The 13,349-nt window shown below is 70.9% G+C and carries 13 protein-coding genes and 3 pseudogenes; 12 read left to right on the top strand and 4 right to left on the bottom strand.

The features are described from left to right. Positions 1-164: 164 nt before the first annotated feature. The gene (locus K4B79_RS44515; protein WP_232033169.1) at positions 165-674 is read left to right on the top strand and encodes a helix-turn-helix domain-containing protein; all 510 of its coding nucleotides are present in this window, start codon (positions 165-167) and stop codon (positions 672-674) included. After that, a pseudogene (locus K4B79_RS48795) lies at positions 602-925 on the top strand (hypothetical protein); the annotation flags it as partial. The gene K4B79_RS44515 and the pseudogene K4B79_RS48795, both read left to right, overlap by 73 nt. Before the next feature lie 80 nt (positions 926-1,005). Here K4B79_RS48795 and K4B79_RS44510 read toward each other — a convergent pair. Further along, positions 1,006-1,292, bottom strand: a pseudogene (locus K4B79_RS44510) (transposase); the annotation flags it as partial. 354 nt (positions 1,293-1,646) lie between these two features. On the opposite strand from K4B79_RS44510, the gene K4B79_RS44505 reads away from it, so the two are divergent. The 9 genes from K4B79_RS44505 to K4B79_RS44465 are packed head-to-tail and all read left to right on the top strand — an operon-like array spanning position 1,647 to position 10,079. Continuing rightward, the gene (locus tag K4B79_RS44505) at positions 1,647-1,952 is read left to right on the top strand and encodes an MSMEG_0570 family nitrogen starvation response protein (protein WP_232033168.1); all 306 of its coding nucleotides are present in this window, start codon (positions 1,647-1,649) and stop codon (positions 1,950-1,952) included. Then, positions 1,949-3,262, top strand: coding sequence for an MSMEG_0569 family flavin-dependent oxidoreductase (locus tag K4B79_RS44500; protein WP_232033167.1), 1,314 nt, complete (start codon positions 1,949-1,951; stop codon positions 3,260-3,262). Before K4B79_RS44505 ends, K4B79_RS44500 begins: the two co-directional genes overlap by 4 nt. Before the next feature lie 20 nt (positions 3,263-3,282). After that, the gene (locus tag K4B79_RS44495; RefSeq protein ID WP_232033166.1) at positions 3,283-4,098 is read left to right on the top strand and encodes an amidohydrolase family protein; all 816 of its coding nucleotides are present in this window, start codon (positions 3,283-3,285) and stop codon (positions 4,096-4,098) included. A gap of 38 nt (positions 4,099-4,136) precedes the next feature. Beyond that, positions 4,137-4,667, top strand: a complete 531-nt coding sequence (locus tag K4B79_RS44490; RefSeq protein WP_030049047.1) for an MSMEG_0572/Sll0783 family nitrogen starvation response protein — start codon at positions 4,137-4,139, stop codon at positions 4,665-4,667. A gap of 10 nt (positions 4,668-4,677) precedes the next feature. Then, a complete protein-coding gene (locus K4B79_RS44485; RefSeq protein ID WP_232033165.1) occupies positions 4,678-5,775 on the top strand; it encodes an MSMEG_0568 family radical SAM protein in 1,098 nt (365 codons plus the stop codon). A 35-nt stretch (positions 5,776-5,810) separates the two neighbouring features. Further along, a complete protein-coding gene (locus K4B79_RS44480) occupies positions 5,811-7,328 on the top strand; it encodes an MSMEG_0567/sll0787 family protein (protein WP_269464721.1) in 1,518 nt (505 codons plus the stop codon). Beyond that, positions 7,325-8,173: a carbon-nitrogen hydrolase family protein gene (locus K4B79_RS44475; RefSeq protein ID WP_232033163.1), complete on the top strand. Its 849-nt coding sequence runs from the start codon at positions 7,325-7,327 to the stop codon at positions 8,171-8,173. The genes K4B79_RS44480 and K4B79_RS44475 overlap by 4 nt, the downstream gene beginning before the upstream one ends. Continuing rightward, the gene (locus tag K4B79_RS44470; RefSeq protein WP_232033162.1) at positions 8,170-9,006 is read left to right on the top strand and encodes a carbon-nitrogen hydrolase family protein; all 837 of its coding nucleotides are present in this window, start codon (positions 8,170-8,172) and stop codon (positions 9,004-9,006) included. Before K4B79_RS44475 ends, K4B79_RS44470 begins: the two co-directional genes overlap by 4 nt. Continuing rightward, on the top strand, positions 9,003-10,079 hold the full coding sequence (locus K4B79_RS44465) for an MSMEG_0565 family glycosyltransferase (protein ID WP_232033161.1): 1,077 nt from the start codon (positions 9,003-9,005) through the stop codon (positions 10,077-10,079). The genes K4B79_RS44470 and K4B79_RS44465 overlap by 4 nt, the downstream gene beginning before the upstream one ends. A 19-nt stretch (positions 10,080-10,098) precedes the next feature. Here the strand turns inward: K4B79_RS44465 and K4B79_RS48885 are convergent. Next, positions 10,099-10,268, bottom strand: a pseudogene (locus K4B79_RS48885) (helix-turn-helix domain-containing protein); the annotation flags it as partial. A 26-nt stretch (positions 10,269-10,294) separates the two neighbouring features. On the opposite strand from K4B79_RS48885, the gene K4B79_RS44460 reads away from it, so the two are divergent. After that, positions 10,295-10,540 (top strand): hypothetical protein, encoded by a 246-nt coding sequence (locus K4B79_RS44460; RefSeq protein WP_374208585.1) that lies wholly within the window; start codon positions 10,295-10,297, stop codon positions 10,538-10,540. Positions 10,541-10,868: 328 nt separating this feature from the next. Here K4B79_RS44460 and K4B79_RS44455 read toward each other — a convergent pair whose 3' ends face one another. Both K4B79_RS44455 and K4B79_RS44450 read right to left on the bottom strand, forming a co-directional pair. Next, on the bottom strand, positions 10,869-12,308 hold the full coding sequence (locus K4B79_RS44455; protein ID WP_232033160.1) for a GH1 family beta-glucosidase: 1,440 nt from the start codon (positions 12,306-12,308) through the stop codon (positions 10,869-10,871). A gap of 91 nt (positions 12,309-12,399) precedes the next feature. Then, the gene (locus tag K4B79_RS44450; RefSeq protein ID WP_232033159.1) at positions 12,400-13,341 is read right to left on the bottom strand and encodes a carbohydrate ABC transporter permease; all 942 of its coding nucleotides are present in this window, start codon (positions 13,339-13,341) and stop codon (positions 12,400-12,402) included. Positions 13,342-13,349 lie beyond the last annotated feature (8 nt).

Below are 13,349 nucleotides of genomic sequence, written 5' to 3'. Positions count from 1 at the left end.
GCGCGGCCCAGGCGATCGCCTGGTACCGGGCCCGGCTGGGCAGCACCCAGTACGAGAGCTGGTGCGAGAAGGCCGCCCGCACCGCCTGGGGCTGCGCCCCGAAGTGTCCCTCCGCGATCGCCCACTGGAGGCGCAGCGGGCCCAGGCGACATGGAGCACCACCGTTGAACCAGCCCGTTACCTGTTCCGCCGGACCTGGGCAGCACGGAACGCCCCGCCCGCCCGCGCCGCCGGGCCACCGTCTGCGTGAGCTGCGCACGCGGCAGCCGAGTCCTCTGCCCCTGGACGGCCTGGCGGAGCAAGCCGGCTACACCAAGGGCTACCTCAGCAAGATCGAGAGCGGGAAAAAGCCGCTCACCACCGAGGTGGCCCGGGCCTGTGACCGGGTCCTGCACACCGGCGGAGTCCTGCCCCGCCTCGTCCGCGATGCCGCAGCAGAGGCGGCATCCGCGGTCGGCCGGTGCCGCTATCCGGGCCTGGCCACGTTCGAAGTCGCCGATGCGGCCTGGTTCTTCGGCCGCGAGAGGGTCAGCGCCGTGCTGGTCTCCCGGCCGGCCGTCACGCTCCAGGAAGGCGGCCTGCCAGCGCCGACAAGTCCTCTCTGCTGCGCGCCGACCTGGTCGCGGCGCCCCGCCCGCGGCCGGCTCGCGCCACTGGCCCGTTCAAGGGCTTGACCCCGGGACAGCGGCCGCTGGAGGCGCTGTCGACCGCACTCCAGAACGCCCTGGGCGTTCCTGAGGACCTGGTCCGTGACGCACTCCAGCGCGGCGATCACACCCTGGATGCCCTGCAGCGCGGCCGCCACCGCCTGCCCAGCCAGCCCAGCCACCCCACTGCGCCGGACGCCCCCAAGGATGTGCACGACAAGGAGATACCAGGACACCGCCCGATTCTGATCATCGACCAGTTCGAGGAACTGTTCACCCAGTGCCCCCACGAGGGCGACCGCGAGGCGTTCCTCGCCGCCCTGCACACTCTGGTCGCTCCGGCCCGCCGCCACCGCACCCGTCGGCACCGCTGCCGGTCGTCCGTCCAGGACGTGGGCAGATACAACCGGCGGTCGATCAGCGTGCGTCCGCGGCCGGTGGTGTGGGCGAGGAACACACCGATCTGGCAGTTCTCGGTGCGGCCGGCGTCCAGCCGTTCTTGCGCTCAAGCTGAGCAATCAGCCCCCGAATGTAGGCCAGAGCTGATTCGCGCGGCTCCGACCTGTTGAAACGGTGCCCGAACCGGTCGTGCAATGCGGTCAGTTCACCCGCCCACAACCTGACATCGGTAAGGTCCCCACCCACAACCACGCCGACGACCGACCTGACCAGTAGTCACGGCAAGCACCGTTGCAGTACTAAAGCCCCTGCGCACGGTCAACTCCCGTGCATCCGCATGACCGCACGCGGGCCACACGTCCCACGCCAAGCACCCCCTGTCGCCGGGCGTGGGACACCAGCCCGGTGCGGGGCACGACGATCGGCGGCCCCGTTTTTGCCTGAGAGGCAACTCTGCGTGCATGAACCGGCACCACCCGTGAGGACTCCGTAACTCCGCTTTATTCCGGATGACCTCGTTCGGTAATTCCCGCTGGCTGAAGTGGTCGTCACAAGCAGCGCCGAGGCGCCAAGACCTCGGCGTCTCGCATGGAGGATTTCATGCCTGAGCTGTATTTCCACGTGCGCTGGCCCGACGGAGAGACCCAGCGCTGCTACTCACCTTCCACGGTGATCGAGGACTACCTCACCACCGGTGGCGTCTACGAGCTCGGCGACTTCGTGGAGCGGAGCCGAACCGCGTTGGGTATCGCGAGCGACCGGGTGCGCGAGAAGTACGGGTTCGCCTGCACCGGAGCCTCCGATCAGCTGGCGCTCATCGAGGAGACCGCGGCCGCCTACGCCTCCCTCGACGGGGCCAAGGTCACCGTCGAGGGCCTGCACAACGCCGACGGGAGCCCGCGGTGAGCCCGCGGCGGCTGGCCGGGGCCCACTACCCGGTGGCTGTGGTCGGTGGCGGTCAGGCCGGGCTGTCGGTCAGTTACTGTCTGCGCGAACGCGGCGTCGAGCACGTCGTCGTCGAGCGGAACCAGGTCGGCCACGAGTGGCGAGACCGCCGTTGGGACTCGTTCTGTCTGGTGACCCCCAACTGGCAGTGCAAACTGCCTGGTTTCCCCTACCAGGGGGACGAGCCCGACGGCTTCATGGTCCGCGACGAGATCATCCGGTACCTGGAGGAGTACGTCGCCTTCTTCCAGCCCCCGCTGGTGGAGGGCGTGTCCGTCGACGGACTGCGGCGGTCCCCGAGCGGTGTCTTCGAACTCACCACATCGGAAGGCGACTTCACCGCCGACCAGGTGGTGGTGGCCACCGGCCCGTACCACACCCCGTCCGTTCCGCGGATGGCCGAGCGGCTGCCCGCCGGCGTCGAGCAGATCCACTCGTCCCGCTACCGCAACGCGGACCAGTTGCCCGAGGGCGCCGTCCTGGTGGTCGGCACCGGCCAGTCCGGGTGCCAGATCGCCGAGGACCTGCACCTGGCCGGCCGACAGGTCCACCTGGCCGTCGGCAGCGCGCCGCGCGTGGCCCGCTTCTACCGTGGCCGGGACTGTGTGGCCTGGCTGGACGACATGGGCTACTACGCCAAGGACATCGGCGACTTCGACGACGCGGGTGCCGTGCGCATGCGCGTCAACCACTACGTCACCGGACGGGACGGGGGCCGTGACATCGATCTGCGGGCCTTCGCCCGGGACGGGATGCGGCTGTACGGGCGGCTGACCGGCATCGGTGGAACGCGGCTGGAGTTCGCCGACGATCTGAAGGTCAACCTCGACCGGGCGGACGCGGTGGCCGAGGGCATCAAGGACAGCATCGACGCGTACATCGCCGCGCAGGGGATCGACGCCCCGGACGAGGCACGGTACGTACCGGTCTGGGAGCCCTCCGAACAGGCGGCCTCGCTGGATCTGGAGGCCGCCGGTATCACCTCCGTCGTCTGGTCGACCGGCTTCACCCGCGACCACCGGTGGGTCGAGATACCGGCCTTCGACGGCCGCGGCTACCCGATGCACCGGCGGGGCGCCACCAGCACGCCGGGCCTGTACTTCCTGGGCCTGCCCTGGCAGTACTCGTGGGGTTCCGGACGTTTCGAGGCGGTGGGCCGGGACGCCGAGTTCCTGGCGAACCAGATCGACGCCTCGCGCCGCATGGCGGACGTCTGCGGTGCCCTCACCGGCGCCCCCACGGAACTCGTCTCCGCCCTCCCGATCGGCTGAGGAAGCTGAGGACCGGAAACATGGTCTACGACGCACACCGCCACATCGGCGTCCTGCCCGCCTACCCCTTCTACGGCGGCCCGCCCGTCAACCCGGACACCACCGCCCGCGCCACGGTCAAGCAGCTCATCGCCGACCGGGACGCGAAGGGCACGGAACGCGCCCTGGTCATCCCCAACTACGGTGTCCCCGACCCCGCGATCGCCTTTTCCTTCAACGAGCTGGCGATCGAGGCGGCCCAGAGCGACGACCGGATCCGGGCCGGACTGTGGGTGTCGCCGCGCCCGGAGGACTCGGAGCGAACCGAGCTCGCCCTGGCGCTGGCCGGTGAACGGGGCGTGAAGGCACTGAAGCTGAGCTTCCTGCTGGGCGGGCGCCCCACCGATCCGGCCTGCCGCCCGATGCTGGACCGGATCTTCGCCGAGGCGGCCCGCCACCACCTGGTGGTCCACGTGCACACCTCTCCGGGGGCGGCCTCCGACATCGACGAGGTCGGCCACCTCGTCGACTGGTACGGCGACCACGTGCCCGTCCATCTCGTGCACTTCGGCGGCGGCATGAGCGGCCACATCAAACTTGTCGGCTCCCGGTTCTTCGACTGGATCACCGCCGGCAAGCGTGTCTACACCGACCTCTCCTGGTCCATCGGCTTCACACCCCGCTGGCCGGCCCAGCAGATCGAGCACCGCGGCATCGGCCACGACCGGGTGCTCTTCGCCAGCGACCAGCCGTGGGGCGACTTCACCGGCGAATACGCCCGACTCGCCGAAGCCACCGGCGGCGGCGAACTCGGCGACCTCGTCTTCCGGGACACCTTCGCCGCGCTCTACGACTGACCACCGACCCCGACCACACCACGTACAGGGAGACAGCCATGTCCGAATCCGTCGTCACCGCCGAACTCTCCGACGTCGAGCAGAAGTCCCTCGACGAGATCCCGCACCCCTCACTCCCCGAGGGCACCAGCATCTACGGCTCCACCAAGGTGTTCCCCGACTACCAGGCCGAGGACGGCGAAACGTACTTCACCCTCGTCCACGGCATCGCCCACGAGTCCTCGGTGTCCTTCGTCGCCGTCCTGCAGGCCACCCGCGCCCTGCGCAAGGGCTTCGAGACCGCCATCTACTTCTACGGCCCCGGCTCCCTCAACTGCCTTGCCACGCGTGGCTTCCCGACCGTCGGCAACTCCGCCTTCCCCGGCGAGCACAACATCAACAACCAGCTCAAGACGTTCATCGCCGAGGGCGGCAAGGTCTACTGCTGCCGCTTCGGCCTGTCCCTGCACGGCGCCCGCGAGGAGGACCTCATCGAGGGCGTGATCCCCACCCACCCCCTGGACGTCCAGGACGCGCTGATCCACTACGCCCGCAAGGGCGCCATCATCAACTCCACCTACCAGCTGTAAGGGGAAGGCCGTGAGCGTTGGCACCAACACAACGGTGGACGTGCGGATCATGACCCGCGCCGAACTCGCCCTGCACGGCGTCGCGTTGGAACCGCCCGTGCGCAGGCCCGACGGCGCGGGGCCCAGCGACGACGGACACGTCCTCGTCGACGGTGCCAACGCCGCACTGCCCACCAACCCGGACAGCCCCTACTCCGTACGCGACGGCAAGGTCTGGCTCGGCGAGGAGACCGGACATTTCAAGGACACCGGCCTCACCCTGACCGCCGTACGCCGTCCGAAGTTCTACGACCTGACGACCGCCGACGGCGTCGGCTACGAGCAGATCGCCCGCCTGCACGGCGCCGACGTCCTCGCCACGACGGTCGTGCAGACCTGCATCCGCTACGCCGAGTCAGACCGCTGCCGCTTCTGCACCATCGAGGAGTCCCTGCGCTCCGGCGCCACCGTGGCTGCCAAGACCCCGGCACAGCTCGCCGAGGTCGCCGAGGCCGCCGTACGACTGGACGGCGTCAAGCAGATGGTCATGACCACCGGCACCACCACCGGACCCGACCGCGGCGCCCGCACCCTCGTACGGTCCGTGCGCGCCGTCCTCGCAGCCGTCCCCGGCCTGCCCATCCAGGTGCAGTGCGAACCGCCCGGCGACCTGGCCTGGATCCGCGCGCTCCACGATGCCGGGGCCACCGCGATCGGCATCCACGTCGAGTCCCTCGACGACGAGGTGCGCCGACGCTGGATGCCCGGCAAGTCGACGGTCCCGCTGGCCGACTACGAGGCCGCGTGGGACGAGGCGGTACGGGTCTTCGGGCCCAACCGGGTCTCCACCTACCTCCTCGTCGGCCTCGGCGAGGATCCCGACGAACTCATCGCGGGCGCGAGCAGGCTGATCGACCGGGGCGTGTACCCCTTCGTCGTCCCCTTCCGCCCGATGGGCGGCACGCTCGCCGCCCGCGACGGGGTCCGTGCGCCTGACGCGGAGCTGCTGAGGTACGTCACCGAGGGCGTCGCGGCCAGGCTGCGCGCGGCCGGGATGAGCGGCGCCGACCAGAAGGCGGGCTGCGCCGCCTGCGGGGCGTGCAGCGTGCTCAGGACGGCAGGCGGGTGAGGGCCGTGTACCTCGACGGATCCACGGCACCGCCCATGGCGGACGGGCCGGTCGACATCCTGGCGCTGCTCGGCGACCGCAGCACCCTCGCCCGCCGGCCCGCCTTCCACATCGAACAGGCCACTGGAAAAGCGGAGTTGGCCGCCTACCAGAGGCTGCGTCGAGACGCCTTCGTCCACGAGCAGGGCTTGTTCACGGGCCACGATCTCGACGACCGGGACGCCGACCCCCGCACCCTCGTGCTGGTCGCCAAGGACCATGGGGGCACCGTCGTCGGCGGGGTACGGCTCGGTCCTGTCGCCGACGGCCCCGACCTCGGCTGGTGGGCCGGCGGGCGGCTCGTCGTCGCTCCCGGCGCCCGCGGCCCGCACGGCATCGGCGCCGCACTCGTCCGGGCCGCCTGCGCGCGGGCGGAGGCCGAGGGCGTGCTGCGCTTCGACGCGACCGTCCAGGCCCGCAGCACGGTCCTCTTCAAGCGGCTCGGCTGGCGCTCGGTGCGTGAGACGACGATCGCGGACACGCCGCACGTGCTGATGCGGTGGCCGATCGGGCGGATCGCGGCTCTCGTGACGGCCACCAAGTCGCCCCTCGGGCCGCTCCTCGCCGCCCTCCCCCCAGCGGCGGCCCGTGCCCTCGGCCAGGACCCGGTCGGCGGGGCCCTGGGAGTGGGGGCGCGGGCCGGCACCGGCTCACCCGGCGGTGCCGGCACCCCGGGCATCCTGGCCTCCCTCGGTGGCGCCGGCTTCGTCGGCGACGACGGAGCGCCGGTTCCCGGTACGGATGTGATCGCCGCCTGCGACGCCATCGTGCCGTCGATGGTCGAGCGCGACCCGGAGTGGGCGGGCTGGTGCTCGGTCCTCGTGAATGTCAACGACCTCGCGGCGATGGGTGCTTCACCGGTCGGGCTGCTCGACGCGGTGGGCGCGAAGGACGCCGCACACGCCGCGCGGGTCCTCGCCGGACTCGGGCAGGCGGCCATATCCTACGGCGTGCCGGTCCTCGGCGGGCACACCCAACTCGGCGTGCCGGCAGCGCTGTCGGTGACCGCGCTCGGCCGCACCGCGCACCCCGTCCCGGGCGGCGGTGGGCGGCCCGGGCACGCGGTGCGGCTGACCGCGGACCTCGGCGGCGGCTGGCGCCGCGGATACCGGGGCCGCCAGTGGGACTCGTCCAGTCACCGTCGTACGGACGAACTGCACGCCATGACCCGCGCGGTGGGCGTTGCGCGGCCCGCCGCCGCGAAGGACGTGTCGATGGCGGGGATCGCCGGGACACTCGGCATGCTCGCGGAGGCGAGCGGGTGCGGAGCCGTCCTCGACGTGGCCGCCGTGCCCCGTCCCAGGACCGCGACGACGGGCGACTGGTTCACGTGTTTCCCCGGCTTCGCGATGCTCACCACCGACGAGCCCGGCGCCCCGCCGCTCCCCGCGGGGCCCGCGGCGGGCGCCGTGTGCGGGGAACTGACCGAGGGGCAAGGCGTCGGGCTGCGCTGGCCCGACGGAGAGATCACCGAAGCGGTCACGTCCACCGTGACCGGGATGGGAACCGCATGACCACCCTGCGTATGGCCGCCGTCGCCGCCGAGTTCGGCCGCGACCTCGAAGAGGACTTCGCGATCGCCGAGCGGTTGATCAAGGAGGCCCGCGAGCAGGAGGTACGGCTCCTCGCCCTGCCGGAGGCCTGCCTCGGCGGCTACCTGCTCAGCCTCGACGACGACAGCGAACTGGACGAGGGCCCGCCCGCGCTCGCCCTCGACGGTCGCGAGATCCGCCGACTGGCCTCCCTGGCCGGCGAGATGACCGTGGTCGCGGGCTACTGCGAGGCCGCCGGCGACGCCCGCTACAACAGCGTCGTCTGCGTCAACGGCGACGGTGTACTCGGCAATCACCGCAAGGTCCACCAGCCGCTGAGCGAGGACGCCAGCTATGCCTCCGGGGACCGCTTCCACGCCTTCGACACCCCGGTCGGCCGGATCGGCATGATGATCTGCTACGACAAGGCGTTCCCGGAGTCGGCCCGCGCTCTGGCGCTCGACGGCGCCGAGATCGGCGTGGTCGTCTCGGCCTGGCCGGGCGCACGGACGAACGCGGCGACCGACCTGGTCAACGACCGCTGGAAGCGCCGCTTCGACCTGTTCGACCGGGCCCGCGCCCTGGAGAACCAGATCGTGTGGATCTCCGCCAACCAGGCGGGTACCTTCGGGTCGCTACGCTTCGTCAGCAGCGCCAAGGTCGTCGACCCCGGCGGCGAGATCCTCGCCGACACCGGTGTCGAGGCCGGCGTGGCGATCGCCGAACTCGATGTCGCCCAGGCCCTGGAGACCGCCCGCCGCTCGATGGGGCACCTGCGCGACCGGCGCCCGGAAACCTACACGTACGCAGGAGCAGACAGCGCATGAGCACCATCCGGATCGCGGCCGCCGCCGCCCACTTCGGCCGCGACCTGGAGTTCGACCTGGCCCGCATCGCCAAACTCATCGACGACGCACGTAGGTCGGGCGCCGGACTGCTCGTGCTGCCCGACGCCGCGCTCGGCGGCTATCTCGCCGATCTGCGCCACCCCGACCCCGAGGCGCTGCCCCCGGCCCTCAAGCCGGACGACCCGCTGATCCTCCAAATCGCCCGGCTGGCCGCCGAGATGGTCGTGTGCGTCGGCTACTGCGAGGACGGCGGCGACGAGCGGTACAACGCCGCGGTGTGCGTCAGCGGCGACGGCGTCCTGGGCCGCCACCGCAAGGTCCACCTCCCGGCCGGCGAGACGGCCGCGTACGCGCCCGGCGACCGCTTCGACGCCTTCGACACCCCCGTCGGCCGGATCGGCATGCTCATCGACTACGACAAGACGTTCCCCGAGTCCGCCCGTTCCCTCGCCCTGGACGGAGCCGAGATCCTCGCCTGCCTCTCCGCCTGGCCCACCAGTATCACCAACCGCGCCCCGCGCATGGCCCAGGACCGCCAGGCCAAGCTCTTCGACCTGTACGACCAGGCCCGCGCCGCCGAGAACCAGGTCGTCCTCGCCTCCTCCAACCAGACCGGCGCCATGGGCGGCATGCGCTTCCTCGGCCAGTCCAAGGTAGTCGGCCCCGGCGGAGACATCCTCGCCCGCACCTGGGCCAAGGCGGGCCTGGCCGTCGCCGAGGTCGACGTGGCCGCCGAGATGGACCGGGCCCGCCGCGTCCTGCGCCACCTGGACGAGCGCCGCCCCGCCGCCTACCGGGAGGGACCCTCGTGAAGATCGCCCTGCTCAGCTACTCCACCAAGCCGCGCGGCGGCGTCGTCCACACCCTCGCCCTCGCCGAGGCGCTGGCCGCCGCCGGGCAGGACGTCACGGTCTGGTCGCTGGGCCGGGGCGGCGACGACGGCTTCTTCCGGCCCGTGGACCCGGCCGTACGCGTACGGATCGTGCCCTTCCCCGACGGACCCGAGGACGAGACGGTCGGGGAACGCATCCTGCGCTCCATCGCGACCTTGAGCGCGGCCTTCGATCCGTCCCCGTACGACATCGTCCACGCCCAGGACTGCATCAGCGCCAACGCGGCGGGCCGCTGCGTCCGCACGGTCCACCACCTCGACCAGTTCACGACGCCCGAACTGGCCGCCTGCCACGAACGGGCCATCGTCGAGCCGTACGCGCACCTGTGCGTCTCACGATCGGTGGCCGGCGAACTCGCCCAGGGCTGGGGGCTCAAGGCCGAGGTCATCCCCAACGGTGTGGCCTACGAACGGTTCGCGACCACGGCCTCCGCCGACCGAGACCGCTGGAAGCACCGGCTGGGCCGCTATGTGCTGAGCGTCGGAGGCATCGAGCCCCGCAAGGGATCACTGGACCTGCTGGAGGCGTACGCTCTCCTGCGGACCAGGCATCCCAACGTGCGGCTGGTCATCGCGGGCGGTGAAACCCTCTTCGACTACCGTGCGTACCGGGCGAGTTGGGAGACCCGGGCCGCCGAACTCGGCATCGAACCCGTCGTCCTCGGACCGGTCCCCGACGACGCACTCCCGGCGCTCGTCGCGGCCGCCGACGCCTTCGCCTTCCCCTCTCTCAAGGAGGGCTTCGGGCTCGCCGCGATGGAGGCGCTGGCCGCCGGGGTCCCGCTCGTCGTCCGCGACCTCCCCGTCCTGCGCGAGGTCTTCGGACCCGCCGCCCGCTTCGGCGCCACCCCGGAAGACCTGGCCGACGAGCTCGGCCACGCCCTCACCCGGCACGACCCCGCCCGGCAGACCACCGGCCGGGAACTCGCCGCCCGCCACACCTGGTCCGAGGCCGCGCAGCGGCACCTTGACTTCTACCGCTCCCTGAGCTGATCGCCAGCATCAGACACGCTCGGCCGGGGCAGCTCAGTTCGCGTCGGCATTCCTCCGCCGGCGGTGCTGGATCCAGCGGCTCACGGTGGTCCCGTCGCTCTGGAAGAGCTTGTGCAGGTAGCGCACGGAGATGTGGTGCGCCGCGGCGATCCTTTCCGGCGAGAGCTCCGGATCGGCGAGGTGTCGGTCGGCGTCCGGCGGCCCTCTCCTTCGACGTGTCCATCACCGTGCCCCAACGCAACGGCCGCTTCGGCCGCGAGGACGCATTCCGCTTCCTGGGCAACGCGCTGCCAGTACTCGCCGTACACGACACGAACGGATGGCACCTCGACCCATACGTGTCGACCGGCGAGAGCGCCTATGCCCTGGCCAGTGACTTCCATGTGCGCGCGGGTGTACGCCCGTCGAGCGGTTCGGCAAGGAGTTCGGCCGCTACACCTACGGCGAGTTCGACCTGGTGATGACCAAGGGCTTCGGCGGCGGTATGGAGTACCCCCGGCCCGGTCCTCCTGGGAAGAGGCCGCGCAGTCCATGACCGACCACGGCCTGCCCTCCCTCTGCTCCCTGTGCTACGGCCGGTGAGGAGCGAGGCCCCGGCGGCGCCGAACAAGCCTCGCCCACCTCTGCGTCGTGGCGACGGGCCATGCCGGTGCACCCAACGCACCTTCACCGTCGAAGCACAGAGTGAGGAGCGGATCGAGCGCCATCAAGAAGTCGAACCCTTCACGCTCATTCGGGGCCGAAGGAGGATCGCAAACCGCCCCGCCCTCACCGGCTCCAGCCGCGCTCCTACGGCAGACTGCCGGTACGGACCACGTCGGCATACCATCGCGCGCTGGACTTGGGGATGCGCTTGCCGGTCGGGTAGTCGACGTAGACCGCACCAAAGCGCTTGCTGTAGCCGTAACCCCACTCGAAGTTGTCCAGCAGAGACCACAGGAAGTAGCCCCGGACATCGACACCGGCCTTGATCGCCTGGTGGACGGCCGACAGGTGGCCGTGGAGGTAGGCGATGCGCTCGGGGTCGGCCACCTCGCCCTCCGGGTTGACGTAGTCGTCGAAGGCGGCCCCGTTCTCAGTGATCATGAGTGGCATCGCGGGGAAGTCTGCCTTGAGACGGGTCAGCAGGTCGTACAGACCACTGGGGTCGACCGCCCAGCCCATGGCGGTGGTGCTGCCCGGCGGACGGTGGAAGGCGACGTTGTCGGCGCCGGGCCAGGGGCTGTGCTCGCTCGCGCCGTGGCCGTCGGAACCGTGGCTGGCCTCGCCGGTGGCCGCGGAGACGAGCGTCGGCGTGTAGTAGTTGACGCCCAGGAAGTCCAGCGGCTGGTGGATGGTGGCGGTGTCGCCGTCCCGTATGAAGGACCAGTCGGTCAGGCTCGCCGTGTCCTGGAAGAGGTCTTGGGGGTAGTGGCCTTCCAGGAGTGGGCCGGTGAAGACACGGTTGGCCAGTGCGTCGATCCGTCGGGCCGCGTCGACGTCCTCGGCTGCTTCGGTCAGCGCGCGTACGTGGTGAATGTTGAGGGTGATGGATGTCTGCGCGCGTGCGGGCAGTTCGGCGCGCAGGGCCTGTACGGCCTTGCCGTGGGCGAGGTTGAGATGGTGTGCCGCGCGCAGGGCCGCGACGGGGTCGGTGCGGCCGGGCGCATGGACGCCTGAACCGTATCCGAGGAAGGCGCTGCACCAGGGCTCGTTGAGGGTGATCCAGGTCTTCACCCGGTCTCCCAGCGCCCGAGCCGCCAGGGCCGCGTAGTCGGCGAACCGGTCGCCGGTGGTGCGCTCGGGCCAGCCTCCGGCGTCCTCCAGCTCCTGTGGCAGGTCCCAGTGATACAGGGTGACAACCGGTTCGATGCCCTTTTCCAGCAGTGCGTCGGTGAGGGCGCGATAGAAGTCGAGTCCCTTTTCGACGGCCGGGCCGCGGCCGGTCGGCTGTACGCGCGACCAGGACAGGGAGAACCGGTACGCGCTCACTCCGAGGTCGGCCATGATCTCGACGTCCTCGCGCCACCGGTGGTAGTGGTCGGTGGCGACGTCGCCGGTGTCACCGTTGCGCACCCTGCCGGGGGTGTGCGAGTAGGTGTCCCAGATCGAAGGAGTGCGTCCGTCCGCGGAGGCGGCCCCCTCGATCTGGTAGGCGGCGGTCGCCGTGCCCCAGGTGAATCCCGGCGGGAAAGTGCGGACGGTGCTGGTCTCCGGGGCGGGCGCGAGGCGTCGGGTTGCGGTGCTCACGTGGGTCCTTCCAGATGATGTGCGGGCAGGGAGGGGCGAAGCGGGGCAAGGGGCGTCGATGAATCGCGGCGACGAGGGGACGGTGCGGCCTTCACCCCTTGACCGCGCCTTGCATGATTCCGCCGACGATCTGGCGGCCGAAGACGATGAACAGAGCGAGCAGAGGCAGCGTGCCGAGCAGTGCGCCCGCCATGATCAGCGACTGGTCGCGCACATAGCCCGCGCTGAGCTGGGTGAGAGCGACGGGGACGGTCGGGTTGGTCATGTCGAGCACGATGAAGGGCCAGAAGAAGTCGTTCCACGCGTGCACGAACGTGATCATGAACAGCACGGCCATGGGAGCCCGGGCGATCGGCAGCACGATGCTCCAGAAGATGCGCAGGGAGTGCGCACCGTCCACTCGTCCGGCCTCGACGAGTTCGTCGGGCAGCGCTTCGGCCAGGTACTGCCGCATGAAGAACACGCCGACGGCGCTGACAAGGGTGGGGAAGATGACGGCGGGCAGCTTCTGGCCCCAGCCCAGTTCCGTCATCATCATGAACAGCGGTACGACGCCCAGTTGCGGCGGCACCATCATCGTGCCGATCACGAGCATCAGCAGGACGTTGCGGCCCTTGAAGCGGAGTTTGGCGAACGCGAAGCCGGCCAGGGTGGCGAACAGGACCGTGGACAGGGCGATCACGCCGGCCACGATCAGGCTGTTGAGCATGGCCTTGCCCAGCGCGGCGTCCTGCCAGGCCTTGCCGAGGTTCTCCAGCAGATGGGGTCCTGGCAGGAAGGGCGGAGGTGTCTGGGTGACGCGCGTGTTGTCGGTCGAGGCCGCCACCATCGTCCAGTACAGCGGGAACAGTGAGACCAGCGCCGCGAGCCCCATCAGGATGTAGGCGACGGGTCCCGCGTGGTGCTGGCGCCCGGCACCGGGGTGCCGGAACAGTCGGAGGGGCCGCCCACCGGGCGGGGTGGACTTGCGGGTCTTGCGCACGGCCTCGGGAGGTGCGTCCGTCGCCCGGGCCGGGATGCTGTCTGTGGTCATGAAGATCT

Source organism: Streptomyces lincolnensis, from assembly GCF_021173675.1.
In the GTDB taxonomy this organism is placed as follows: domain Bacteria; phylum Actinomycetota; class Actinomycetes; order Streptomycetales; family Streptomycetaceae; genus Streptomyces; species Streptomyces lincolnensis_B.
Note: the sequence above shows the minus strand (reverse complement) of the source record. Positions and strands in the feature narration are given on the sequence as shown.